The following is a 23,005-nucleotide window of genomic DNA, read 5'->3' as shown; positions in this document are numbered from 1 at the left end:
TTCTTTTTTTGAGCGCATGCAAGGCGTGTAGGAGTGGCGTAGGTTGAGAGCGACAATTCACCAGAAGAGGACACCAGATGAAACAGCTACTCACTTGCCTAATGTTTGCTCTCTCTTTGGTCTTGGCACCCACGGCGTGGAGCGCGGATGAGAGCGCGACTCCTGCGGCAGCTCAAGCGCAGACTATACAGGTCAATATCAACACCGCGGATGCAAAAACTCTCGCCGAAAAGTTAGAGGGCGTGGGGCCATCAAAAGCCGCCGCGATCATCGAATATCGCGATGACCATGGCGCTTTTCGCGCACCGGATGATTTGATTAAGGTTAAAGGGATTGGGAGCGCGACGCTAAAGAAAAACCGGGATCGTATCAAAGTCTAAGTGACCCTTACGCGCAAAGGTTTTGCACAACCTTTGCGCGAATAAGGCTTGAGTCTTTGCCTGCCAAGACACACAATGACTCCATAACCGTCAATGTAGCAGGATGCGATGACTCAAAAACAAAGCCACTTTTTTGCCCACCTCGCGCGGATGAAGCTGATTTATCGTTGGCCATTAATGCGCAATGTTTCCGCAGAAAATATCTCAGAGCACAGTTTGCAAGTTGCTTTTGTGGCGCATGCACTCGCGCTTATCAATAACAAGCGGTTTGGCGCAAATTATCAGCCCGATCGGATCGCGGTGTTAGCCATGTTTCATGACTGCAGTGAAGTGATTACTGGTGATTTGCCGACGCCGGTGAAGTACTTCAATCCTTCTATTGCGACCGAATATAAAAAGATCGAGAAAATGGCGGAGCAAAAACTGATTGCGATGTTACCGCCGGAGCTGCAAGACGATTACCGTAGCCTGATTGATTCAGACACGATCGATGCAGATGATTATTTGCTAGTCAAGCAAGCCGACACGCTATGTGCTTACCTCAAGTGTTTGGAAGAGATTGCGGCTGGCAATCATGAGTTTGAGCAGGCTAAAAAGCGCTTAGAGACGGCGATGGAAAAGCGCCGTTCGCCGGCGACCGATTACTTTATGGCGACGTTTGTTCATAGTTTTACCTTATCGCTCGATGAGATCAGTGACGATGGACTTTAATCTTCCTGACGCGTGGCAAGCGCGTCGCATGCGCAATGAAAATAAAAAGCGACGCAATGATAAACGCTCCGTCTATCAGCGCGATAGAGCGCGCATTTTACACTCGGCGGCTTTTCGCCGCCTACAAGCGAAAACGCAGGTGTTGGGGGCTGAACACAGTGATTTTTATCGCACTCGACTCACGCATTCATTGGAAGTGTCCCAAATTGGTACTGGGATTGTCGCGCAACTGAAAGAAAAGCAGCCGACCTTTCGAGCGCTGTTGCCTTCAACCGGACTGATGGAAAGTTTGTGTCTAGCGCATGATATTGGTCATCCGCCCTATGGCCACGGCGGCGAGATCGCACTGAATTACATGATGCGTGAAGAGGGTGGGTTTGAAGGCAATGCCCAAACGTTCCGTATTGTCACTTTGCTAGAGCCTTATACTCAGCATCATGGTATGAACTTAGCGCGAAGAACCTTATTGGGAGTGATGAAGTACCCTGCCTTAATCAGTGCTGCCCATAACGGACAATCGCCCACGCCGGTGACGGACTTTCGGCACTTGAAGGCGCGCGATTGGCAACCTGCTAAGGGCATTTATGATCATGATAGTGCGCGGCGCGACTGGGTTCTCGAACCATTATGTGACGCGGATAAAGCCCTCTTTTTAACCTTTCGTGATAACCAACCTGATGGCGAACACCGCAAAACCCGCTTTAAATCTTTAGATTGCTCCATTATGGAGCTGGCGGACGACATCGCTTATGGCGTTCATGATCTTGAAGATGCGATAGTGATGGGCTTAGTGAACCGAGAACAGTGGCAAGAAGCGGTTGCCAGTGTGCTCGCCGAGTGTGGCGATCCATGGTTAGAAAGCCATATTGGGGAGCTGAGTGAGCAGATGTTTGGCCCTCCTTATGAGCGCAAAGATGCGATTGGCGCGCTGGTGAATACCTTGCTCACGTCGGTTGAGATTGCGCCCACCGTGCAAGATGGGGCACAGTGCTTTCAATCACCGTTACTGGCGTGGAATGCGTTCTTGCCGGATGTGATGGCTGGTGTACTGGAGACACTGAAACGCTTTGTCAGTGAGTTTGTGGTTAAACAGCCAGAGCTTCAGGTGGTGGAGTACAAAGGGCAACAATTGGTGATGGAGCTTTTTGATGCGTTTGCCTCGGACCCGGAACGTCTCCTACCCAAAGATTACCGGCAAGATTGGCTGATAGCGCAACAGGCGGGAGAGTCAGGAATGCGCGTCATTGCGGATTATTTGTCGTCGATGACTGACAGTTTTGCCCAGAAGCTGCATAGCACCATGTTTACCGCCGCCAGCAATGGTCCGCTTTATGCGATTCGCTAGTCGTCCTGCTGGCCGGATTGAGTGTGTGATGCCGGCATAAATGCCAGTTGGCGCGCGATCATGGCCTTAAAGCTTGCGAGCAATGGCTGATAATACTCACTGTCACCACTGAGTTCGCTAAGTGCGGCAAATCCTGCCTCTAGGGTAGACAAGGCGCCCGGCTTGCGGCTTTTACGTATCCTGTATTGGCTTGATTGCATGGTGTTGATGGTAGCGGTAGGCAAGTCATGCAGGTTGGTTGAAAGCTGATACATCTTGTAGGCTTTTTTCCATGTCCCGTCGAGTAAGATAATCCCCCATGGCCGCGGCTTGTCTTCCTCGCCCAACGCCTCGGTCAGTGATGAAAGGGAGCAAGCGTGCTCGCCCGGATACAAGACGGCATAGCGTCGTTCCGATTGCGCGAGTGCATCGTTAAGCGCGGCATGTTGGCTGAAGTCCTCGCCCACCCAACACTGGCAATTATCCAGCGCAAGCGCGAGCAAACAAGCGCTGTTCTTAGGGTGTGAGACCTCATCAGGATGCTGCAGAATAATCACGGGAATGGCATTGGTCAGCGGTGTGACGGCATCGCACACACAAATCGCTTTGGCTTTATGACAAGACGCGCAGTATCGAGACATGATGATCGCTGGTTGAGAACGGAATCAAACAGCGTTTTACCGCTGCTTGATGAAAAACGCAAGTATCACGTAGCCACAGTCGTGACCTGGCTGTAGCCCGAGAGGAAGCGTTCAAAGCGGCTAATAGCCATTTCTAAGTCATCCACGCGAGGCAAGGTGACAATCCGAAAATGATCCGGTTTGGGCCAGTTAAAGCCGGTGCCTTGTACCATCAAGACTTTTTCTTGCAATAAAAAGTCGAGCATCATCTTTTCGTCATTGTGAATGTTGTAGCGCTTGGTATCGATCTTCGGGAACAGATAGAGCGCTCCTTTAGGCTTTTTGCAGCTTACTCCAGGTATTTGATTGATCAGCTCGTATGCCTTATCGCGCTGTTCTAATAAACGGCCACCGGGAAGAATTAACTCGTTAATACTTTGATAACCGCCCAATGCCGTTTGGATGGCATGCTGCATCGGCACATTGGCGCAAAGGCGCATCGAAGCCAGCATTTCTAAGCCTTCAATGTAGCCCCGAGCGTGCTGTTTGGGGCCAGTGACCAGCATCCAGCCAGAACGAAAGCCACAGACTCGATAGGCCTTAGACAAGCCATTAAAGGTCAAACACAACACATCAGGGGCCAAAGTGGCGATAGAATGATGCTGTGCGCCGTCGTAAAGGATCTTGTCGTAGATTTCGTCGGCAAAAATAATCAGATTGTGCTGGCGGGCTATCTCAACCACCTGCAGCAAAAAGTCGCGACTGTATACCGCCCCGGTTGGATTGTTCGGGTTAATGAGCACGATGCCGCGTGTTTTGGCAGAGATCTTCGCCTTGATATCATCAAGATCTGGATACCAGTCCGATTCTTCATCACACAAGTAGTGTACCGGCTTGCCGCCCGACAATGACACCGCCGCGGTCCACAGCGGATAATCCGGTGACGGCACCAACAACTCATCGCCGTTATTGAGCAAGGCCTGCATTGCCATCACGATAAGCTCTGAGGCGCCATTACCCAGATACACGTCTTCAACATCTAAGTCCATCAAGCCGCGTTTTTGATAGTGCTGAACCACCGCCTTACGCGCGGAATAAAGGCCTTTTGAATCGCAGTAACCTTGTGAGGTCGGAAGGTTACGGATTACATCGACCAAAATCTCATCTGGCGCATCAAAGCCAAAAGGCGCAGGGTTGCCGATATTGAGTTTTAAAATGCGGTGGCCTTCTTCTTCAAGCCGTTTGGCTTCTTTCATCACTGGGCCACGGATGTCGTAACAGACGTCATCCAGCTTGGCGGACATCCCGATGTGTTGCATTGACTTTCCTGTTTAGTAAAAGGTGAATATTGTTATTAGGCTTTTTTGGTAACTTACACTATTCGCGGTCTGATTCGAAAGAGATAAACGAATAAAGTTTTACCGATGGCTGTCGGGCAAAAAAATCGACCAAGTTCGACAGAAGACTGATCTAGCGCATGTTTATCCCCGCAGGGGACAGGTAGACTGACAAGCATTAATTACGTGCTACATAAAGCCGTACATGATTTGCGAATAGGACTGCCGCCCAATGCGGTTGGAGGATGTCGTGACTACCTTGATTCAAGCGGCCAATCAGTTACAGAGCCAGTTGGCAATATGCCAAGCTCCCGCTCTGTTACAAGCAGATTTTGACTGGCCGAGTAATCTTTCCCCGATTGCTTGGCTGGATGCCCAACCTGTCTTCCCTAAAATGTATTGGCAGTCGCGCGATGGCCGCGAAGAGGCATTGGTGTTAGGGGCGTGCCGCCGTTTTTCTCAGCTACATGAAGCGCAAGCTTCACTCACGCCACAGCAGCGAATTTGGGGATGTGTGGCGTTCGATGATGGTGCTGGGGATGGTGACTTTTTCCTGCCGGTCGTCGAGTTGATCCGCCGTGATGCGCATTGGCAGCTCTCTGTTAATGTGCAGGCGGGTGTGGATAGCCAAGCGATATTGAGCCAAGTGATCTGGTTGGGGCGGCCATTGGCCCCCATGCAGAGTCAAGTCAAACACGAAAACCATACCCCGACGTATCAGGGGTGGTGTCAATCGGTGACCACCGCGTTGGAGAAGATGGCATCGACATCGCTTAAAAAAGTGGTTTTAGCGCGACAAACACGGTTGACGTTGGATGCTCCCATTAGCGCCGGCCAGTTACTCAGTCACAGCCAGCAGCATAATGCAGAAAGCTTCCACTTTTTATTTGCGACTAGCGAGCAAGATGCATTTCTTGGCTCGACGCCCGAACGCTTGTATCGGCGCCGCGATTGTCGTGTCAGTACCGAAGCGGTCGCGGGGACCGTCAAGCGTGGCGCGACCTTCAGCGATGATCACCAATTAGGTGAGTGGTTGCTACACGACAATAAAAATATTCACGAAAACCAACTAGTGGTTGACGATATCTTGGCGGGAATACGCCGTCATGCACTCACAGTAACTGCCGATCCTGCTCCGCACTTAATGGTATTGCGTCATTTACAACATTTACGCCGCCGTATCAGTGCGATTGTCGGCCCCGGTGTGGACGATACGGTATTGTTAAGCGCCCTTCAGCCTACCGCCGCTGTCGCGGGGTTGCCGCGTGATTTAGCGCGCGCATTTCTTGCTCAATATGGCATTGTTCGCGGACGCTACAGTGGAGCGGTGGGGTATATCTCACAGCGTGAAAGCCAGTTTTGCGTTGCTATTCGCAGTGCGCAGCTTTCAGGCCATACCATTGATCTCTATGCGGGGGCAGGCATTGTGCCGGGCTCAGATCCGGATACCGAATGGCAGGAGCTAGATAATAAACTCACGACCTTGCGCCAATGTTTACCGGATGCCCCAGTGCCCCTCTCAGCTGAAAGAATGACAGGAGTGTGCGGATGACGCTGGCGCTCACCCACACATGGGCTGAAGTGATTATTGACGAGCTTACGCGACTGGGCGTGCAGCACATATGTATTGCGCCGGGTTCTCGCTCTACACCGCTCACGCTCGCTGCCGTGAAGCAAAGTCAGCATCCACGACGCGGCGTCACTTTGCACAGTCACTTTGACGAGCGCGGCTTAGGCTACTTAGCGCTAGGGCTGGCAAAGGCGCATGCGTGTCCGGTTGCGGTGGTTGTCACCTCTGGCACCGCGGTGGCGAATCTTCTCCCTGCGGTGGCGGAAAGCCGCTTAACCGGCGAACCTTTGGTGATCTTATCGGCCGACCGACCGTTTGAATTGGTTGACTGTGGTGCCAATCAAGCCATTGAGCAACCCCGCTTGTTTTCTTCCCATGTCACGCAAACGCTCTCGCTCCCAGCCCCTGAGACCGCCATGCCCTTGTCAGCACTCCTGAGCAAGGTTGATCATCTGATGGCTCAGCAGGCCCAGCATGGTGGCAGTGTGCATATCAACTGCCCGTTTCGAGAACCTTTCTATGGCGAGCGTGACCCCGCGAGTGAGCAATCATTGCGGGCCGGATTAGGACATTGGCTTACTGATGACAAGCCGTATGTGAGCATGATGCCAACCAGATCGCAGTGGCAGATGCCTGCCTCTTGGCAACATCTCGCGTCGCAAGCCAGCAAGGTGGTATTGATTGCTGGTGCGCTGCCGCCCAACGTAGGCGCGCAGGTGGGGCGGTTGGCAAGCGTCCTCGATGCGGTGGTGCTGGCCGACCCACAATCCGGCGTCAAAAGTACGGCGCCGGGGCATGATTTGTGGCTCAACGCGCCTAGCACTCGCGCGCTATTGGATGAGGCGGAGTGGGTTATTCAACTCGGTGGCCGTTTGGTGTCCAAACGGTTAGGGCAGTGGCTGGCCAACATAGAAGTGCCGTACTGGCTGATCACCGATCGGGAACAAGCGCTCGATCCTGCTCATCGGCCCAGTGAATACATACGGTTTATGCCCCAGCAATGGGGTGAAGGCCTAGATACGTTATCGGATGCGCTCACTCAGGTGCAACGGCCTGTAAGCGACTGGGCGCAGGCGGTGACTACAGCGGCACAGATACAACGGCAACACGTGTACGCAAAGGTGGAAGACAGCCTATCCGAACATCGTCTTTTTCAGTCTCTGCCTAAGTGGCTGCCCTCAGAGTGTGATGTGTTTTTAGGCAATAGTTTGACGATTCGCTTAGCCGATATTTGGAGTGAGCTGGTTGATTATCGCGTATACGCCAATCGAGGGGCGTCGGGTATTGATGGCTTACTCGCAAGTGCAGCGGGCGTGCAGCGAATGAACCAGCACCCGATGCTGGTGGTGTTGGGAGACACCAGCGCTTTGTATGATTTAAACAGCTTGGCGCTGTGGCGTGATGCACCAGCCCCCGCGGTTATTTTGATCCTTAATAACGACGGCGGTGGGATTTTCGATATGTTACCGGTTGAGCCATCTTTGCGAGATGCTTACTACCGCATGCCGCATGGTTTGGGCTTTGAACCGGCAGCAACCATGTTTGGCTTGCCTTACCACCAGCCCAAAGACGTAGTGAGTTTGAGCGAAACCTTGCAAGGGGCGTTACAGTCACCCGGCGCAGAGGTCATCGAAGTCAATACGCCTGCAGGCGAGGCAGGGAGTGTTCTGAACCGTTTATTGGCGGAGGTAGCGCATGGCTAGTCGGCTAACCTTTCGCCAAGGCGGAGATCCCAATGGGCCGCGGGTGGTGTTCTTACATGGCTTATTGGGTAGCGGCGACGATTGGCAAGCCGTAACTGCTGCGCTCTCCCATTGTCACTGGTTATGTCTTGATTTACCCGGACACGGTGAGAGCTGGACACAGCAATGTCAGCATTTTGACGATGCGTGTGACGCCATTTTGACAACCTGTGAGCAGGTATGGGGGCAGGAGCCAGCGCTATTAGTCGGTTACTCCCTCGGTGCGCGTTTAGCGATGCATTGCGCTACTTATGCACCCACTCGCTGGTCTGGCGTGTTGTTAGAAGGCGGTCATCCGGGACTTGCCGATAACGAGGCCCGTCAGCAGCGACTCGAACATGATAAGCAATGGGCCACACGCTTTCGTCATCAGCCGTTAGACGTGGTGCTAGACGATTGGTATCGCCAGCCTGTCTTTCAATCTCTTAATGAATCGGCCCGCTGCGCGATGGTTCAACGGCGCTTATCGAATCACGGTTCGGCCGTAGCGGATACCTTATTGGCCACGTCGCTTGGCCATCAAGCCGACTTACGCAGTGCGCTTAAACACTGTTTTCAACACGGGCTCGTCATTGACTACCTTTGTGGTGAGCACGATAAAAAATTCCATGCACTTGCCAAACACTTGCATCAAACCATTGGGATTGGTGTCACGGTGATCCCTGAAGCGGGTCACAACTGTCACCAATCAAATCCACAAGGCTTTGTACACGCATTACTCGCAAGTGCAGCTTTTCAGGGCGTTGCCCCAACCAACCTATAAAGGGGAGATCCTATGGCTATTACGCCGGGTATAACCGAACAAGAACTGTATGCACCCATTGAGTGGGTAGAGGCTGATCAGACATTCAGCGACATTCTTTACCATAAATCGGCAGACGGTATTGCGCGTATTACGATTAATCGCCCCCAAGTTCGCAATGCCTTTCGTCCCCAAACTGTCAAAGAAATGATGCAAGCGCTTGCTGATGCACGTTACGACAGTGATGTAGGAGTGATCATCTTGACCGGTTTAGGCGAAAAAGCCTTTTGTTCAGGAGGCGATCAATCCATCCGTGGTGACTACGGCGGCTATCAAGACGACGAAGGCACCCATCATCTTAATGTGCTGGACTTTCAACGTCAGATCCGTACCTGTCCAAAGCCTGTGATTGCTGCCGTGGCCGGTTATGCTGTAGGCGGAGGTCACGTGCTACATATGATGTGTGATCTGACCATCGCGGCCGATAATGCCCAATTCGGCCAAACTGGGCCTAAAGTGGGGAGCTTTGATGGTGGCTGGGGCGCCTCGTACATGGCCCGCATTGTGGGTCAAAAGAAAGCGCGTGAAATTTGGTTCCTATGTCGGTTCTATAACGCGCAAGAAGCGTTAGATATGGGACTAGTAAACACTGTTGTGCCACTTGCCGACTTGGAGCGCGAAACCGTGCGCTGGTGTCGTGAAGTGCTGCAGCACAGCCCGATGGCACTGCGTTGCTTAAAAGCCGCGTTGAATGCTGACTGTGACGGACAAGCTGGGTTGCAGGAGTTGGCAGGGAACGCAACCATGATGTTCTATATGACTGAAGAAGGGCAAGAAGGGCGCAATGCGTTCAACGAGAAGCGCCGTCCGGCGTTCAATCGTTTCCCACGCAATCCATGAGGTGAGTATGAGGCAGGCACGGATCTACCACTATAGGTTACCGATCCAGTCGGGCGTATTTGTGCGCGACCAGCGACTGGGTGAGCGGGAAGGGTTAGTGGTTGAGCTGAGCGAAGGCGCACGTCGTGGCTGGGGCGAAGTGGCGCCTCTGCCCGGGTTTAGCCAAGAGAGCTTTGCACAAGCACGCCATGCGTTGATTGCCGCTACCGCGGCATGGTGTGATCACCGCCATGTGGCGATGACGCAATTACCGCCCTCAGTCGCATGGGGAGTGAGTGTGGCGCAAGCGGAGTTGGACCAAAAGCTACCGATAGAGGCGACGTTTGCGACTGTGCCTGTCTGTACGGGCGATCCTGATGCGCTCTTACAAGCCTTGAGTGGACCCAGTCAAACGGCATCACCGCAAGCCAAGGTAAAAGTAGGCGAATATGAGGTGGCGCGCGATCGGTTGATGGTCACGACCTTACTGGAGGCTGTTCCGACATTAACCTTACGGCTGGATGCCAATCGGCGTTGGCGGCCAGAGCAGCTAAGCCAGTTTTGGCAAGGTTTGAGTGAGGCACATCAACAGCGGATTAGCTGGATTGAAGAGCCCTGTGCCGACCCCTTGCAATCGCTTCGCTGTGCGCAACAGTTGGGCTTTCCTCTCGCTTGGGATGAGACATTGCGCGATCACGATGACAGTGAATTGATTGAAAGTGAATACGTTTCGGTGTGGGTGCTCAAACCCACTTTGATGGGCGATCTTGCGTCACTGACAAGCTGGATTGATAGCGCGACAACGCTTGGCAAGCAGGCAGTGATCAGTGCTGCGCTAGAATCAAGCCTTGGACTCACGCAGCTATCACGCTTTGCCACTTGGTTAACGCCGGATGTGGTTCCTGGACTTGATACGCTGAGTATCTTTGCCCACCAACTTGACCGTACGTGGCCGGGTGCGCCGCAGCCATTAGCGCCCCTACATGACCAGCCCCTTATCTGGGTGAATACATTGTGACGGCCTCGGCGTTCGGATTTAAGGTGTGGCCGTGGCGGCACTGGGCTGGCTGTGCGCCAGACTCGCTTGCCATCGAGAGTGACACCTCACTGACATGGCAGGCGCTGGTGGCGGATGTGGACCGTCAGCAAACGCAGTTTAATGCCGCGCCAGTGGTGGTGTTCGACAGTCGTCTTGCTCCCCAGCGCTTAGTGGTTGGCCTGCTTGCTGCATGGCAAGCGGGCAAGATCACCTTAGTGCTCAATCATGCTTTAAGTGACGACGTGAAAGCCGCCGTGTTGGCAGAACTTGGCGAGTGTCAATGGCTGGACCGCGATAACGACAAGGTAAGAGGATCTGACGCGATATCGATAGTGCCTTGGCAACCACAGCAACCGCTCACCATGACGCTGACATCAGGGTCAACAGGAAAGCCCAAAGCCGTGGTACATGCAGCGCATCAACACCTTGCCAGTGCGGCAGGTTTAACCCAGATGCTGCCGTTTCAAGGGCTGTCTGAGCACGAGGAGAGGCCGAGCAGTCGCACCGATAGTTGGTTGTTATCGTTGCCGCTTTTTCATGTGTCGGGGCTGGCTATTGTGTGGCGCTGGTTATTCAAAGGTGCCACCCTCGCCATTTTCCCTTGTCAGGGAGAAGCTTTACCCGAATCACTGACTCGGGTGACACACGCCTCCTTGGTGCCCACACAACTCTATCGCGCCTTACCTTGGTTGGCCGCGCGGCAAGCGCCTTCTCGACTTAAGCATGTATTACTGGGCGGTGCAGTGATTCCCGCACGATTGACACAACTAGCTGAGCAGCAGGGCATTGCTTGTTGGTGTGGCTATGGCATGACAGAAACCGCATCGACCGTCACGTTAAAGCGCGCCGATGGCCATGACGATGTCGGTGAGCCTTTGCCGTATCGTACCGTTGCGCTGGCGAGCGATGGTGAAGTGATTCATCGTGGCGACACGCTCGCGTTAGGATATTGGCAAGCGGGACGGTTAAAGGCGCTTTTGGCAGAACAAGGCTTAGCCTCGCGGGATCTGGCGAGATGGGAGACGCGTCGCCAGCGGCCAGTGTTGCGTATTATTGGGCGCAAGGATAATCAGTTTATCTGCGGTGGAGAAAATGTTCAGCCTGAGCGTATTGAAAACCACTTACTCCAACGAGACAAGATCAGCCAAGTCGTGGTTGTCCCGGTTATCGACCATGAATTTGGCGCGCGTCCTGTTGCGATAGTGCAAAGCACAGCGCCACTGGATCAGGTGCAATTAACGGCGCATTGTCAGTCGTTAGCGCCTTATCAACGTCCCATCGCTTTTTTGCCGTGGCCGACATTCGAGCAGGGTGCCAGTATTAAGCCGTCACGTGTGCAGCTTGCCCAATGGGCAAGCCAGCAAATCGAACATTAAGGTCGGTCGGCACGTAAGCGAATCACCTCGTCGCGCATATACGCGGAAGTGGCTTTTTCCGGCTCCACGGCGGGGCCGGCAACCACAGTTACCTTTGACCAAAAGCGTTTTGGCAGTTTTAACATGGCTTTGCCGCCATGTCGGCTAAAATAACTGCCCCACAAGCCTTGCAGTGCCATGGGCACGACGGGGACCGGTGAACGCTGCAGAATCATATCCATGCCACGACGAAACTGGTCTATTTCTCCATCAAAGGTCAGGTGACCTTCTGGGAAAATTAACACCACTTCGCCATTATCTAACGCGCGTTGGATCTCATTCATCGCGGCGCGAATGGTGCGTCCTCGGTGACTGATGGGGATCACTTTTGAGGTGCGGAAGAACCAATGCAGCACGGGTAATTTATATAAGTCCTCAAACATCACAAAGCGAATCGGACGATGACAAGCACCCGCCAGCAAAAGCGCGTCCATGTAGCTGACATGATTACAAATCAGTAAGGCTCCCCCTTGTTCGGGAATATGGTGTAAATCTTTATGCTTCACCCGATACAAGGTGTGCGTGATCATCCACGTAAAAAAGCGCAGTGCAAAAATCGGCACCAACTGACTGACATAGATAGCCACCAATAAATTGAGCACTGTCAGTAACAGGAAAAACTCGGCAATGGAGATTTTCACCACCACCAAGAGGGTGATGCCAAGAAGGGCGCTTGCCACCATAAACAACGCATTGAAGATATTGTTGGCGGCAATAACGCGTGCACGCGCGGCTTTATCGGCGCGCTGTTGCATCAAGCTATACAAGGGGACAATAAAGATCCCACCGAACACGCCAATCATCAATAAATCGATAAACACCCACGTCAGTGCCGGATCGGTCACAAAGGCGATTAAATCGCTGTGCACAGTTGGGCTGGCGGGCGTGGCAAAAAATAAATGCAACCCAAAGCCGGTAAGCCCAAGGCTTCCCAAGGGCACGATACCGGGCTCGATACGGTGGCCGGACAGCTTGTCACACAGCAGCGCGCCCACCGCGATACCGATTGAAAATAGGGTCAGTAAGAAGGAAACGCCGGTTTCATTCCCGCCCAGCAAGGCGGTGTATTTAGGAAATTGGGTCAGGTAGCTTGCACCAAGAAACCAAAACCAGCTGATACCTAAAATGGCCTGTAAGGTCACTTTGTCTTGGCGTGCAAAACGCAAGGTTTGTTTCATCAGTGCGATGGGTTTATAGCGCAGATTGAGGGTTGGATTACCGGCAGGCGCGGGAGGGATCGCATGTGCCGATAGCACGCCCAGCAGTGCAAAGGCTAATACCGCGGCGCCGGCAACCACATTGGCATGTGGGTGATGAGCGATAAATCCAGCGAGTAAGGTCCCGAGTAGAATAGATAAAAACGTGCCGGTTTCGACGAGCGCATTGCCCGAGACCAGTTCTTTATCGCTCAAGGTTTGTGGTAGCAGTGCGTATTTTACCGGGCCAAAAAAAGCGGACTGGGTGCCCATCATAAACAATAACCCTAGCAGCACTATCCATAATTCGTAATACAAGGCAATCGCGGCGCTCGACATAATCACGACTTCCAGCCATTTCACGCGCCGCATGATAAGGGCTTTATCGTATTTGTCGGCGAGTTCACCGGCAAAGGCAGAAAACAGGAAAAAAGGCAGAATAAATAGCCCCGCCGCAGCATTAATAAATAGAGTCGCATCCATTGGCAACTGCTCGGCGGAAGCAAATGCGACCATGATCACCAACACGTTTTTATAAACGTTATCGTTAAAGGCCCCTAACGCCTGTGTGATGAAATAGGGCAGAAAGCGTCGCTCACGCAGAAGTTGAAACTGTTGGCTCATGAGTACATCGGTCCGTTTAGCGGTGCAATAAGCGACTTATACTAGCAAGGCGAGGCGAGTGCGCAACCTTTAAACGGGTTGCGCATCATTAGGTTATGCGATTGGCAATCAGTGTGCACACCCGATATTGGCTGTGTCAGCGACAAATAACGGTTATTGATTACTGCCAGTCGATAGTGGCGTTAGGCAAATTTTTGGCTGTTTTTTATCGAGACTTGATCATTCAACGTCCAAAAGTCATATAGCACGCCGAGTAAGAAGAAACCGCCCGTAAACAGGTAAATGACCCCAGTGATCCATTTCCCCATGTACATACGGTGGACCCCAAAGATACCTAAAAATGTCAGCAGCAGCCAAGCGACGGTGAAATTGGTTTGTCCGCTACGAAAACGTAGATCCGCTTCCTTATCCATTAGCGGGATCAAGAAGAGATCGATAATCCAGCCAATCCCGAGCAGGCCGAGGGTAAAAAACCAGATCGTCCCAGTGACAGGTTTACCATAGTAAAAACGGTGTGCGCCAAGAAAGCCAAAGATCCAAAGCAGATAACCGATAAACTTGCTGTGGGTATCATTCATGGTCCAGTCCTATCAATGTAAATAAATGCGTTGTGAGCTTGGAGTCGTGACAGCGTAAATGGTTCCTTGAGTGCGCCAAACTTCGCGATGGTTCCCGAATCCGGTGGTGACGTTTGGTAACAATTAATGTCAGTCATAGGATTGACTTCACTTCCAGACACTCTAGCATGACATCAGTCATAAACCACAGATGAAGCAATCATGAAAAAATTACTCTCTGTCGCAGCGTTGATGTTTGTCTTCGTTGTTTCAGCGCCTTACGCAGAAGCCAAGCGCTTTGGTGGCGGTAAGTCATTTGGCAAAAGCTTTAAAACCGCCCCCGCCCCTAAGCAAAAAACAACCGATACCAACACCATCAAACAAAGCCCGACCAAAAGCAGCAGTAAAAAAGGCTTGATGGGTGGTTTACTCGGCGGCTTACTCGCCGGTGGTTTGTTGGCGGCCTTTTTTGGTGGTGCCTTTGAGGGTATCCAATTTATGGATATCTTAATCCTTGGTTTAATTGCCTACCTGATTATGAAATTCTTGCGAGGCATGACACAGGCCAAAGCCAGTGCTCAGGCACAAGGGCCCGCTTACGCAGGACAAAACAAAGGCTATTATCACGAACAGCCCTCAGCGTTTCGTAACAATGCTACAGACACCAGCGCGACGTCGGGTGGTTTCGGGGAAACACAACCCGATGTCCCCTTTAACTTCCCGCCACAATTCGACATGCAAAGCTTTTTGAGTGGCGCGCGCGAACACTATCGTATTTTGCAAGGCGCTTGGAACCATAACGAGCTGGAGAAAATCCAAGAGTACGTGACGCCAGCGCTGTATAACGACTTAGCCGCCGAACGTGCGCGATTAGGCGGAGAGCAACACACCGAAGTGATGTATGTGGATGCTGAGATTGTGCGTGCCGATTACGACAGTCGCACTGCCCAACTGAGTTTGAAATTCACCGGTCGTTACTGTGATCGTGTCGAGGGTGTAGAAGAAGATATCTCGGATATTTGGCATCTGGAGCGTGATTTGACCCAGTCCAATGCACCTTGGTTGATCGTAGGTATTCAAAGCTAAAGCGAGAACACGCGTTTCGCTACAATAACGCTAGCTCATCACTGGGCTGGCGTTTTTTATGTTGCCGCCTCGAGGTAAATTAAATTATCTAACGCTTGCTGGGTACTCTCACCGCACACGTCTTTGTCAGCGCTAAAGGCACTACACACTGCAGGTCGCTCAGGACGACCAAACAGTTTACATAAATTATGCTCGTCGAGTTGGACACATCGTGTTCCTGCGGGTTTACCGTCAGGCATACCGGGTATTGGAGAGGAAATACTCGGGGCAATACAACACGCGCCGCAGCCTAAACGGCACGAGAATGTCGGCGTAGTGGGCATAAAACCTCGGTATCGGAGAAAAACGGGCAGGCACTCTACCATTGACGTTGGTTGTCGCCAAGTCGGGAAGGGAAGGTCGCTTGCACTTTACCGCTATGATGGTTATAACAGCGGCGCAATGTCGTTACCGCCACAAAGCGGAAAAATATAAGAGAGTACACATCATGAGCACGCCTTTTTGGCAACAAAAAACCTTGGCGCAAATGAGCGACGAGGAGTGGGAAGCTTTATGTGACGGTTGTGGCCGTTGCTGTTTACATAAGCTGATCGACGAAGAGACCGACGAGCTCTACTACACCAACGTGGCGTGTAGTCTGCTCGATGATAAAACGTGCACATGCAAAGACTATCCCAATCGCTTTTCTTATGAAGAGTCATGCCTCAAGCTTACCCGCGATAAAATAGATGAGTTCTACTGGTTGCCAGAGACTTGCGCGTACCGCTTGTTGGCAGAGAATAAACCGCTGCCTGAGTGGCATCCTCTGATCACTGGCTCAAAAGCGGCAATGCACCAAGCTGGGATCTCGGTCAAAGACAGCGTGGTATACGAAATCGATGTGATTGATTGGGAAGATCATATTTTGAATCATCCTGCCGAGCGTTAATGGCAGCAGACATATGATGACGTTGTTTAGCTAGGCACCGACACTTGCGGTGCCTTTTTTGTGAAGACGGCACTGTATCGACATGCAAGCCACGGCGTAAGGCGATGGTTCTTCGCGGATAACCCATTGTTTATTTTCTGCTGTTGGGCATAATGATTGCCAACTCGACAGGAGGTGGAATGCAAGAGTATGCACGTCGTTTTAAAGCTGGCTGGGCCCTCGCGGTAGCGATATGGGTTCTGGCAGTGTGCGCCTTGCAAAACCAGCTGAGTTGGCAATCAGGTGTGCAAGCCGCTTGCCAAGCATTGAGTATGCAAGACCAAAGTGATGACACGAGTGCGGTCGGGAAAAAATGTGCCCTGTCTGAGCAGCTGGTACAGCCTACAGTATTGACGCTCGATTGGCTTCCCGCGCCACTTTGGTGGCTGATTGTATTACTTGCGGTCATGGCGACGGTGAGCGTATCGATTACTTTACCTACTCACGACCCACCCACCTATCGGCGACGACACCTTTGCTTTTGTGTGTTCCGAGAATAAAGCGCCTGCTTTTCAAATGGCGTATTTATTCTTAACAAGGAACAGACTTATGAATCGAATCAATGACTATTGGCACACTGTTAAACAAGGTCGCGCTTGGCAAGCTTGGGTCTTGCTGCCGCTATTGTCTTTGTGCTTACTGCTACTCACTCCAACGGCCCGAGCTAATGCCCCGGATACCGGCTGGCTTAGCAATCCTGATCACCCACCGGTGACGGCACGTTTAGCGTTAACTGGGCAAGGGAGTCCAGACACGCTGCGCCTCGATGGTTTACTTTCTATCCGCTTGCAAGGTGATTGGAAAACATACTGGCGCTCGCCCGGCGAAGGGGGCGTGGCACCCGAGTTGATTATCAATGACAGCCAAAACCTGAACCAGATTACTTGGCACTGGCCGGCGCCGAAGCGCTATGAGCAGCTTGGGTTGACCATGCTCGGCTATAAAGGGCAGGTTGCTTTCCCTCTGACATTAGATGTTGAACACTGGCAACAACCGGTTTCACTGGATGCGACGCTGCGCTTGTCATCGTGTACCAGTGTGTGTGTGATCACTGACTATCCTATCTCGCTCGACTTTACGCCTAGTGCACTAGAGGCCGATGGCGAGCGGATGTATCAGTTTAACCAAGCGATGAGTCAGGTGCCCAAGCCACTCCCAAATGTGACGCTTGATTCTGCGGTGTGGGATGCCAGTAAACAGCAGCTCGCCGTCACCGTGACGGGCAACCAAGCTTGGCAGCAACCTGATCTCTTGGTGGATGGTGAGGCGGTGATTGATGACACCTTTGGGGTGCCGAGTATCCACCGTGATGGCAATACGCTGACCGCGACCTTTGATGTAACCAATTGGATAGAAACGCCCAATCTTACCGACAAGCCGATTCAGGTTACCGTCATGGATAAACAGCTACTTGCCGAGCATAGCATCACGGTGCAAGCAGGCCATGTGGTTGCACACGCGGGACTTTCTATTTGGGTGATTGGCGGGATTGCGCTCTTAGGCGGTTTGATCCTGAATGTGATGCCCTGTGTGCTTCCCGTTCTGGGACTCAAACTAAACAGTATCGTTGCGAACCCTAACGCCACTCGTGGTGTCATTCGTGGCCAGTTTTTGGCCTCAGCAGCCGGGATACTCGTCTCCTTCTGGGCGATTGCTGGATTACTGATGGCGCTCAAGCTAACAGGACAAGCGGTGGGTTGGGGCATCCAGTTCCAAAGTCCGATCTTTATCGGGGTCATGACGCTGGTGATTTGGCTCTTTGCCCTGAGCTTATTCGACGTGCTGCGTATTGATTTGCCCTCAAGCTGGCAGACGTGGCTAGCAACACGTGGGGGTCACACCCACAGTGGTCATTTTGTGCAAGGCGTGTTTGCAACCTTACTGGCCACACCGTGTTCGGCCCCTTTCCTTGGCACAGCAGTGGCGTATGCATTGGGCGGCTCCTTGACGGCGCTATGGCTGATTTTTACCGCGCTGGCGATTGGTATGGCGCTGCCGTGGCTGTTGGTCGCCGCTTTCCCGGGGCTGACTCGCGCATTGCCAAAACCCGGCCCGTGGATGAACCATGTCAAACGGATCTTTGCGCTGTTGCTGGCTGGCACCACAGTGTGGCTATTCTGGTTATGGATGCCTTATCTTGGCGTCTTAGGTGCAATAGCAGTGGGAACACTGTTGCTGGTTGCCACTGTGTGGCTGACATATCGGACCCTTGGCAAGCTGGCAGCAATTAAAGGCTCGGCTGGGTTGCTGGTTATTATTGTGCTTGGGCTGATAGGAGCGTCCTTGACCGCGCAGCAGTGGGCAACGCCCCTCAATCCTGAACCAGATTGGGTAAGCCTTGATGAAGCGGCAATCACGCGCGCCGTCGAACAGGGACAAGTGGTGTTTGTCGATGTGACCGCTGATTGGTGTATTACCTGCCATGCCAACAAAGTAGGGGTAATGCTACAGTCGCCCGTCTATGATGCGATCACCGCACCGAATGTAGTGACGATGCAAGGTGATTGGACCCGTCCGAGTGATACCGTGACGCAGTATTTGCAAAAGCACCAGCGCTATGGCGTGCCGTTCAATATTGTTTATGGTCCGGGTGCACCTGATGGGATCGTGTTGCCGGTGATTTTGACCGATAACGCGGTGATGGCCGCGATTGAGCGGGCGAAAACACCATGACGGCCACTCAAAGGAAACTGTCATGGCGTCAGCGGGTCAAACGTGGTGCGCGTGATCTGTGCTGGCTCATCGTGTTTGTATTGATATCGAGCACTGCCGTCGATTGGTGGCGAAGCCGTGATATCGATACCAGTCAGGTACCGGTGACGTCGATGCGTTTGCTGGATGGTCGCCAACAAGATTTGGTTGCTATGTCGCAACAAGAGCCGGTGCTGGTCTATGTGTGGGCAAGTTGGTGTGGGGTATGCCGTTTTGTGACCCCCTCGGTAGATTGGCTAAGTGGTCATGCGCAAGTGGTCTCGATCGCGTTACGCTCAGGCTCGGATAAACATGTGGCCGGATACCTTGCTCATCATGGTTATGATTTTCCTGTGGTGAACGATCAAAGCGGGGCGCTTTCTAATGCCTTTTCAGTGAAAGTAACGCCCACCGTGATGGTGATCGAACAAGGAAAAATTACTTCAATTACAACCGGATTCACCACGCCCCTTGGCCTATGGTTGAGACTGTTGTAATGCATTTATATCAATAAAAAGGAAACCCAATGTCCTTCACTCGTTATATCGCGCCATGTGTTGCGCTCATGATGCTAGCCATGCCTGCTAGCGCCAAGAATTTAAGCGATACACAGCAAGCGCAACTGGATGAAATTGTTAGCCTGTTGGAAGATAACCCCAAGCTAATTGCCAACCTTAATCAGAGTTTGCAGAAGTTTGTCGAGCAACAGCAGACGTTTAAGCAGAACCTTGCCAAACGTCGCGACTGGTTTGAGTCTAAGACCCACAGCTGGATTGGCGCTGAAAATCCAACCGTCACTGTGGTGAACTTTATGGACTACAACTGCCCGTACTGTAAAAAGTTGGAAGACGAACTGCAAAAGCTGGTGGCCGCGCATGATGATGTCAAAGTCATCAATATTGCCGTGCCACTTAAACAACAAACCATTGATGAGTTGGGCACTAACTCTGCGGTGTATGCCATGAATGTATGGCTAGAACAGCCAGAGGCTTTTGCGCAAGTTCATGAATTGCTGATGAAAAAGCGTGGTATGCATGATGCGCGCTCGCTAGAGAAAATCGCCAAGAAAACCAAGACCGAGCAATGGCTAAAAACGCCAGAAGAAACAGGAAAAGCGGTGGCGGATAACTACCGAGCCTTTGTTGAGCTTGGGCTGCGTGGCACGCCAGCGATGATCATTGGCGATCAAGTCGCGCCGGGCTATTTACCTTATCCGCAGTTAGAAGCCATGGTTGAGGCTGCGAAAGCAGAGGGCTAGGTCTGTACCATCAACGCTAACGGTTTGAAAGCCAGTCATATTTTGACTGGCTTTTTTTGTTAGCTGCGCTTTGCGGCAAAAGCTGGCAAAATAGCGCGCCTTACTGGTAAAGGTCATGGCATGAGTCAAACATATCCATCCGCCCCTCGCGTGGTTTTAGGCCCGATGGAAGGGGTACTCGATCCCTTAATGAGAAACCTGCTTACGGAGATCAATCATTACAGTCTCTGTGTGACGGAATTTGTGCGTGTGGTCGATCAGCGTTTACCCGAGAAGGTCTTTTATCGCTTGTGCCCTGAATTGCATCAAGGAGGCGTTACCGCCGCCGGCACGCCGGTGCGTGTGCAGCTGTTGGGACAAGACCCGGTGGCGATGGCGCGCAATGCCGTCCGTGCCATTGAGCTTGGCTCCCACGGGATAGATATTAATTTTGGCTGTCCGTCAAAAACGGTGAATGGCAACCGAGGTGGTGCGGCTTTGCTTAAGACCCCAGAGCATATGTTTGATGTGGTGAAAGCGGTACGCGATGCGGTGGACTCAGCCCATGTGGTGAGTGCCAAAATTCGTCTTGGCTACAACGATTTAGATGACTACCCGGAGATTGCTGATGCGGTATACCAAGCCGGTGCCTCTGAGCTTGTGGTCCACGGTCGAACCAAGCGTGATGGCTACAAAGCGGGTACCATTCGTTGGGATTTGATCGCAGAGATAAATCAACAACTGCCTATTCCTGTCACCGCGAATGGCGATATTTGGCACCGAGAGGATGCATTGCGCTGCCAAGCCATCACCGGGTGCGACACCTTAATGGTTTGTCGTGGCGCCCTGAACATGCCCAACCTTGGCGCCCACATTCGAGACAATGTTGCGCCAATGGCGTGGACAGACGTGCTTACGTTATTGGTACGCTATACCGAACTCGAGCTACAAGGCGATAAGGGCCAGTATTTCCCGAACCGAATAAAACAGTGGTTCAAATATTTACGTCAGTACTATCCGCAAGCAGACGCTTGTTTTAAAGCGATTCGCGTGCTCAATCGCGCCGATGAGATAGTGCGTGAGCTGGATAACGCTCGCCTCGCTGACGCGACTCAACAGATACGGGAGACAGAATGTCAACACTAATCACGCTTTCTTCTGAATGGGAAGGCATGCCAGCCAGCTTTGTAGAAGGCGCCCTGCTGGCCGCCAATATCTGTCCCGCACCGCTATCACCGGACACATGGTTATCGGTATTGATGACGGCAGGCCTTGATGAAGACGATGTCCATTTACCTGACGCCGATAAAAAGACGATCCTCGCGCATCTTGACGCGCAGTATCACGCTCTCATGCGCAACGACTATGGGTTGCCAGACGCGTTGATGCTGTCGTTACGTAGCGAACCGGCTCAAGCGTTTGCCGAGGGTTTTCTTTCGGTATGGCCTTATGTTGAACCTCATTGGCAAGAAGCCACAGTAGGCGATGGAAGTCGCCGCATGTTATCCGCACTGGTGACCTCAATGCTGTTGCTGCATGACGAGGCGGGGACGCTGGCGCAAATGAAAGAAGTTGGCTTAGATATTGAGCCCGGTCGCTACATCGACCAATTGGACCTAATGATCCAAGAGGTCGCCAAAGCAGCCGATGAAGTGCAGCAAGGCAGCCATGGCGCCCATCAAATTAACCCGTTTAAGTCGGTAGGGCGTAACGACCCTTGTCCGTGTGGCAGTGGCACCAAGTTTAAAAAGTGTTGTGGGCGATAAGCGATTGCAGGAGAGAACGATGACGCAAGTAAACACGCAAGCGGCGATTCGTGTGGTCGCCGGTGTGATTGGGCAAGCAAACCAAGTGCTTGTTGCTCAGCGCCACCCAGACAAGGCCTACATTAGCTGGTGGGAATTTCCGGGGGGTAAAGTAGAAGCGGATGAAAGCGATCAACAAGCTCTCGCGCGTGAGCTAAAAGAAGAGCTGGGAGTGACGGTAGCCGTCGGCGCGCCGATTGTCGAAACAGAATATGACTACGGTGATAAGCGCATTTTGTTGTGTAGCTATTGGTGCACCCTCGCCAAGGGAGAGCCTGAAGCCTTGAGTCATCAGGCCATTCACTGGAGCGAACCAAACCGACTCGATCCCGCGGTATTTAGTGCAGCGGATAGACCTTTGCTAGCCAAGCTGCAAACCGATACGAAAATCGTTTGCGAAGCCTAAGTGGCTACAGATGCGCCGCCCTCGATTTGGAGGCGGCGCGTCAAGGTTACTAAGAAAAGATACGACGCGGTGGTCGGCCAATAAATTGGGCGATGATGACTAACCCCCACACCACCAGCATGGCCGAGAAAATGCCTACCAACCATTGTGGCATCGAAAAGCCAAGCCATTGCCATACCACCTTGCTGCAATCACCATAAGCTTCAAATACCTGCGGAAGCCATTGATTGAGTGGGGCCCAAGTCGGGAAGTTCACCGCGACATCACACGTCGGGCCGAACAGTTGATTCGGATCCGGAAATTGGTAACTGACATGCTCAAGTGCCAGTTTCAGCCCCCAGGCAGCGGTCACCCCATAGCCGAGCAACCCCAAGGTGCGTAGTGCAGCATTTTGCGGCGCAATCACGCCAATCAGTGCGGCTGCTCCTACTCCAAACAGTGCAACCCGTTCATAAATACACATCACACAAGGCGCGAGCGATTGGTGATATTGGAAATACAGCGCTGTAGCCTCAAGACCGACAACACACACGAGCAATAGCAGCCAAGAAAAACGACTGCGAGAAAACTGGTTTAAGGCGCGCCACATAACTCAAATTACTCCTGATACAAAAGAAGGCCCTAAACAGGGCCTTGCTATTCAATCGTTTGTTGAGCCTGAGGTCAATGGTAGAAGT

At 52.3% G+C, this 23,005-nt stretch carries 24 protein-coding genes; 18 read left to right on the top strand and 6 right to left on the bottom strand.

Going from position 1 to position 23,005, the window contains the following annotated elements; all coding sequences use genetic code 11:
- Positions 1 to 77 precede the first annotated feature (77 nt).
- The 3 genes from BZG84_RS00465 (at position 78) to BZG84_RS00455 (ending at position 2,436) form a co-directional block, all read left to right on the top strand.
- Positions 78 to 380, top strand: a complete 303-nt coding sequence (locus BZG84_RS00465) for a ComEA family DNA-binding protein (protein WP_077480685.1) — start codon at positions 78 to 80, stop codon at positions 378 to 380.
- A gap of 108 nt (positions 381 to 488) precedes the next feature.
- Entirely contained in the window at positions 489 to 1,091 is a 603-nt protein-coding gene (gene yfbR / locus BZG84_RS00460; protein WP_077480687.1) for a 5'-deoxynucleotidase, read from the top strand.
- On the top strand, positions 1,081 to 2,436 hold the full coding sequence (locus tag BZG84_RS00455; protein ID WP_077455697.1) for an anti-phage deoxyguanosine triphosphatase: 1,356 nt from the start codon (positions 1,081 to 1,083) through the stop codon (positions 2,434 to 2,436). The genes yfbR and BZG84_RS00455 overlap by 11 nt, the downstream gene beginning before the upstream one ends.
- Here BZG84_RS00455 and BZG84_RS00450 read toward each other — a convergent pair.
- A complete protein-coding gene (locus tag BZG84_RS00450) occupies positions 2,433 to 3,056 on the bottom strand; it encodes a tRNA-uridine aminocarboxypropyltransferase (protein ID WP_077480689.1) in 624 nt (207 codons plus the stop codon). The genes BZG84_RS00455 and BZG84_RS00450 overlap by 4 nt on opposite strands.
- Before the next feature lie 65 nt (positions 3,057 to 3,121).
- A complete protein-coding gene (locus tag BZG84_RS00445; RefSeq protein ID WP_069590543.1) occupies positions 3,122 to 4,354 on the bottom strand; it encodes a pyridoxal phosphate-dependent aminotransferase in 1,233 nt (410 codons plus the stop codon).
- A gap of 268 nt (positions 4,355 to 4,622) precedes the next feature.
- On the opposite strand from BZG84_RS00445, the gene BZG84_RS00440 reads away from it, so the two are divergent.
- From BZG84_RS00440 to BZG84_RS00415, 6 genes are read left to right on the top strand one after another with little or no spacing between them, the layout of a single operon-like run.
- Complete coding sequence (locus tag BZG84_RS00440) at positions 4,623 to 5,924, top strand: isochorismate synthase (RefSeq protein WP_158011458.1); 1,302 nt, start codon at positions 4,623 to 4,625, stop codon at positions 5,922 to 5,924.
- Entirely contained in the window at positions 5,921 to 7,645 is a 1,725-nt protein-coding gene (gene menD / locus BZG84_RS00435; protein ID WP_077677919.1) for a 2-succinyl-5-enolpyruvyl-6-hydroxy-3-cyclohexene-1-carboxylic-acid synthase, read from the top strand. The genes BZG84_RS00440 and menD overlap by 4 nt, the downstream gene beginning before the upstream one ends.
- A complete protein-coding gene (gene menH / locus BZG84_RS00430) occupies positions 7,638 to 8,447 on the top strand; it encodes a 2-succinyl-6-hydroxy-2,4-cyclohexadiene-1-carboxylate synthase (protein ID WP_077677918.1) in 810 nt (269 codons plus the stop codon). Before menD ends, menH begins: the two co-directional genes overlap by 8 nt.
- 12 nt (positions 8,448 to 8,459) lie before the next feature.
- A complete protein-coding gene (gene menB / locus BZG84_RS00425) occupies positions 8,460 to 9,326 on the top strand; it encodes a 1,4-dihydroxy-2-naphthoyl-CoA synthase (RefSeq protein WP_069590537.1) in 867 nt (288 codons plus the stop codon).
- 7 nt (positions 9,327 to 9,333) lie between these two features.
- Positions 9,334 to 10,323, top strand: coding sequence for an o-succinylbenzoate synthase (gene menC / locus BZG84_RS00420; RefSeq protein ID WP_108743584.1), 990 nt, complete (start codon positions 9,334 to 9,336; stop codon positions 10,321 to 10,323).
- A gap of 23 nt (positions 10,324 to 10,346) precedes the next feature.
- The gene (locus BZG84_RS00415) at positions 10,347 to 11,720 is read left to right on the top strand and encodes an AMP-binding protein (RefSeq protein WP_158011457.1); all 1,374 of its coding nucleotides are present in this window, start codon (positions 10,347 to 10,349) and stop codon (positions 11,718 to 11,720) included.
- Here BZG84_RS00415 and BZG84_RS00410 read toward each other — a convergent pair.
- A complete protein-coding gene (locus BZG84_RS00410) occupies positions 11,717 to 13,579 on the bottom strand; it encodes an MFS transporter (protein ID WP_077677916.1) in 1,863 nt (620 codons plus the stop codon). The two genes, BZG84_RS00415 and BZG84_RS00410, sit on opposite strands and share 4 nt — an antisense overlap.
- A gap of 182 nt (positions 13,580 to 13,761) precedes the next feature.
- Positions 13,762 to 14,157 (bottom strand): NINE protein, encoded by a 396-nt coding sequence (locus tag BZG84_RS00405; RefSeq protein ID WP_077455705.1) that lies wholly within the window; start codon positions 14,155 to 14,157, stop codon positions 13,762 to 13,764.
- Between the two features lie 201 nt (positions 14,158 to 14,358).
- Here BZG84_RS00405 and BZG84_RS00400 point away from each other — a divergent pair, with 201 nt between their 5' ends.
- Positions 14,359 to 15,222: a Tim44 domain-containing protein gene (locus BZG84_RS00400; protein WP_077481345.1), complete on the top strand. Its 864-nt coding sequence runs from the start codon at positions 14,359 to 14,361 to the stop codon at positions 15,220 to 15,222.
- Positions 15,223 to 15,278: 56 nt separating this feature from the next.
- Here the strand turns inward: BZG84_RS00400 and BZG84_RS00395 are convergent, their stop codons facing one another.
- Positions 15,279 to 15,545, bottom strand: a complete 267-nt coding sequence (locus tag BZG84_RS00395) for a YkgJ family cysteine cluster protein (protein ID WP_077455707.1) — start codon at positions 15,543 to 15,545, stop codon at positions 15,279 to 15,281.
- 164 nt (positions 15,546 to 15,709) lie between these two features.
- Between BZG84_RS00395 and BZG84_RS00390 the strand changes: the two genes are divergently transcribed.
- From BZG84_RS00390 to BZG84_RS00355, 8 genes are all read left to right on the top strand, one after another.
- Complete coding sequence (locus BZG84_RS00390; RefSeq protein WP_077481343.1) at positions 15,710 to 16,150, top strand: YcgN family cysteine cluster protein; 441 nt, start codon at positions 15,710 to 15,712, stop codon at positions 16,148 to 16,150.
- Between the two features lie 179 nt (positions 16,151 to 16,329).
- Positions 16,330 to 16,689 (top strand): hypothetical protein, encoded by a 360-nt coding sequence (locus BZG84_RS00385; RefSeq protein WP_077481341.1) that lies wholly within the window; start codon positions 16,330 to 16,332, stop codon positions 16,687 to 16,689.
- A gap of 49 nt (positions 16,690 to 16,738) precedes the next feature.
- Complete coding sequence (locus tag BZG84_RS00380; RefSeq protein ID WP_077677915.1) at positions 16,739 to 18,862, top strand: protein-disulfide reductase DsbD family protein; 2,124 nt, start codon at positions 16,739 to 16,741, stop codon at positions 18,860 to 18,862.
- Positions 18,859 to 19,377, top strand: coding sequence for a protein disulfide oxidoreductase (locus tag BZG84_RS00375; RefSeq protein ID WP_077481337.1), 519 nt, complete (start codon positions 18,859 to 18,861; stop codon positions 19,375 to 19,377). Before BZG84_RS00380 ends, BZG84_RS00375 begins: the two co-directional genes overlap by 4 nt.
- A gap of 29 nt (positions 19,378 to 19,406) precedes the next feature.
- Positions 19,407 to 20,138, top strand: a complete 732-nt coding sequence (locus tag BZG84_RS00370; protein WP_077481335.1) for a DsbA family protein — start codon at positions 19,407 to 19,409, stop codon at positions 20,136 to 20,138.
- Between the two features lie 120 nt (positions 20,139 to 20,258).
- Positions 20,259 to 21,263: a tRNA dihydrouridine(16) synthase DusC gene (gene dusC / locus BZG84_RS00365; RefSeq protein ID WP_069589999.1), complete on the top strand. Its 1,005-nt coding sequence runs from the start codon at positions 20,259 to 20,261 to the stop codon at positions 21,261 to 21,263.
- Entirely contained in the window at positions 21,251 to 21,883 is a 633-nt protein-coding gene (locus tag BZG84_RS00360) for an SEC-C metal-binding domain-containing protein (protein ID WP_077481331.1), read from the top strand. The genes dusC and BZG84_RS00360 overlap by 13 nt, the downstream gene beginning before the upstream one ends.
- Before the next feature lie 19 nt (positions 21,884 to 21,902).
- Positions 21,903 to 22,328, top strand: coding sequence for a (deoxy)nucleoside triphosphate pyrophosphohydrolase (locus tag BZG84_RS00355; RefSeq protein ID WP_077481329.1), 426 nt, complete (start codon positions 21,903 to 21,905; stop codon positions 22,326 to 22,328).
- 49 nt (positions 22,329 to 22,377) lie between these two features.
- Here BZG84_RS00355 and dsbB read toward each other — a convergent pair whose 3' ends face one another.
- The gene (dsbB, locus tag BZG84_RS00350; RefSeq protein WP_077481327.1) at positions 22,378 to 22,917 is read right to left on the bottom strand and encodes a disulfide bond formation protein DsbB; all 540 of its coding nucleotides are present in this window, start codon (positions 22,915 to 22,917) and stop codon (positions 22,378 to 22,380) included.
- Positions 22,918 to 23,005: the final 88 nt, after the last annotated feature.

It is taken from the genome of Salinivibrio sp. PR932 (genome assembly GCF_001996125.1).
In the GTDB taxonomy this organism is placed as follows: domain Bacteria; phylum Pseudomonadota; class Gammaproteobacteria; order Enterobacterales; family Vibrionaceae; genus Salinivibrio; species Salinivibrio proteolyticus.
The sequence above is the reverse complement of the archived record's forward strand: the minus strand, read 5'-3'. Positions and strand labels throughout refer to the sequence as shown.

Bases quoted from the DNA above. Each gene is read 5' to 3' on its own strand.
- BZG84_RS00370 (WP_077481335.1), top strand. From the start codon at position 19,407: ATGTCCTTCACTCGTTATATCGCGCCATGTGTTGCGCTCATGATGCTA.
- menD (WP_077677919.1), top strand. From the start codon at position 5,921: ATGACGCTGGCGCTCACCCACACATGGGCTGAAGTGATTATTGACGAG.
- BZG84_RS00375 (WP_077481337.1), top strand. From the start codon at position 18,859: ATGACGGCCACTCAAAGGAAACTGTCATGGCGTCAGCGGGTCAAACGT.
- menC (WP_108743584.1), top strand. From the start codon at position 9,334: ATGAGGCAGGCACGGATCTACCACTATAGGTTACCGATCCAGTCGGGC.
- BZG84_RS00405 (WP_077455705.1), bottom strand. From the start codon at position 14,157: ATGAATGATACCCACAGCAAGTTTATCGGTTATCTGCTTTGGATCTTT.
- BZG84_RS00360 (WP_077481331.1), top strand. From the start codon at position 21,251: ATGTCAACACTAATCACGCTTTCTTCTGAATGGGAAGGCATGCCAGCC.
- BZG84_RS00455 (WP_077455697.1), top strand. From the start codon at position 1,081: ATGGACTTTAATCTTCCTGACGCGTGGCAAGCGCGTCGCATGCGCAAT.
- BZG84_RS00390 (WP_077481343.1), top strand. From the start codon at position 15,710: ATGAGCACGCCTTTTTGGCAACAAAAAACCTTGGCGCAAATGAGCGAC.
- BZG84_RS00395 (WP_077455707.1), bottom strand. From the start codon at position 15,545: ATGCCCACTACGCCGACATTCTCGTGCCGTTTAGGCTGCGGCGCGTGT.
- BZG84_RS00450 (WP_077480689.1), bottom strand. From the start codon at position 3,056: ATGTCTCGATACTGCGCGTCTTGTCATAAAGCCAAAGCGATTTGTGTG.
- yfbR (WP_077480687.1), top strand. From the start codon at position 489: ATGACTCAAAAACAAAGCCACTTTTTTGCCCACCTCGCGCGGATGAAG.
- dsbB (WP_077481327.1), bottom strand. From the start codon at position 22,917: ATGTGGCGCGCCTTAAACCAGTTTTCTCGCAGTCGTTTTTCTTGGCTG.
- BZG84_RS00355 (WP_077481329.1), top strand. From the start codon at position 21,903: ATGACGCAAGTAAACACGCAAGCGGCGATTCGTGTGGTCGCCGGTGTG.
- BZG84_RS00380 (WP_077677915.1), top strand. From the start codon at position 16,739: ATGAATCGAATCAATGACTATTGGCACACTGTTAAACAAGGTCGCGCT.
- dusC (WP_069589999.1), top strand. From the start codon at position 20,259: ATGAGTCAAACATATCCATCCGCCCCTCGCGTGGTTTTAGGCCCGATG.
- BZG84_RS00410 (WP_077677916.1), bottom strand. From the start codon at position 13,579: ATGAGCCAACAGTTTCAACTTCTGCGTGAGCGACGCTTTCTGCCCTAT.
- menB (WP_069590537.1), top strand. From the start codon at position 8,460: ATGGCTATTACGCCGGGTATAACCGAACAAGAACTGTATGCACCCATT.
- BZG84_RS00385 (WP_077481341.1), top strand. From the start codon at position 16,330: ATGCAAGAGTATGCACGTCGTTTTAAAGCTGGCTGGGCCCTCGCGGTA.
- BZG84_RS00400 (WP_077481345.1), top strand. From the start codon at position 14,359: ATGAAAAAATTACTCTCTGTCGCAGCGTTGATGTTTGTCTTCGTTGTT.
- BZG84_RS00465 (WP_077480685.1), top strand. From the start codon at position 78: ATGAAACAGCTACTCACTTGCCTAATGTTTGCTCTCTCTTTGGTCTTG.
- BZG84_RS00445 (WP_069590543.1), bottom strand. From the start codon at position 4,354: ATGCAACACATCGGGATGTCCGCCAAGCTGGATGACGTCTGTTACGAC.
- menH (WP_077677918.1), top strand. From the start codon at position 7,638: ATGGCTAGTCGGCTAACCTTTCGCCAAGGCGGAGATCCCAATGGGCCG.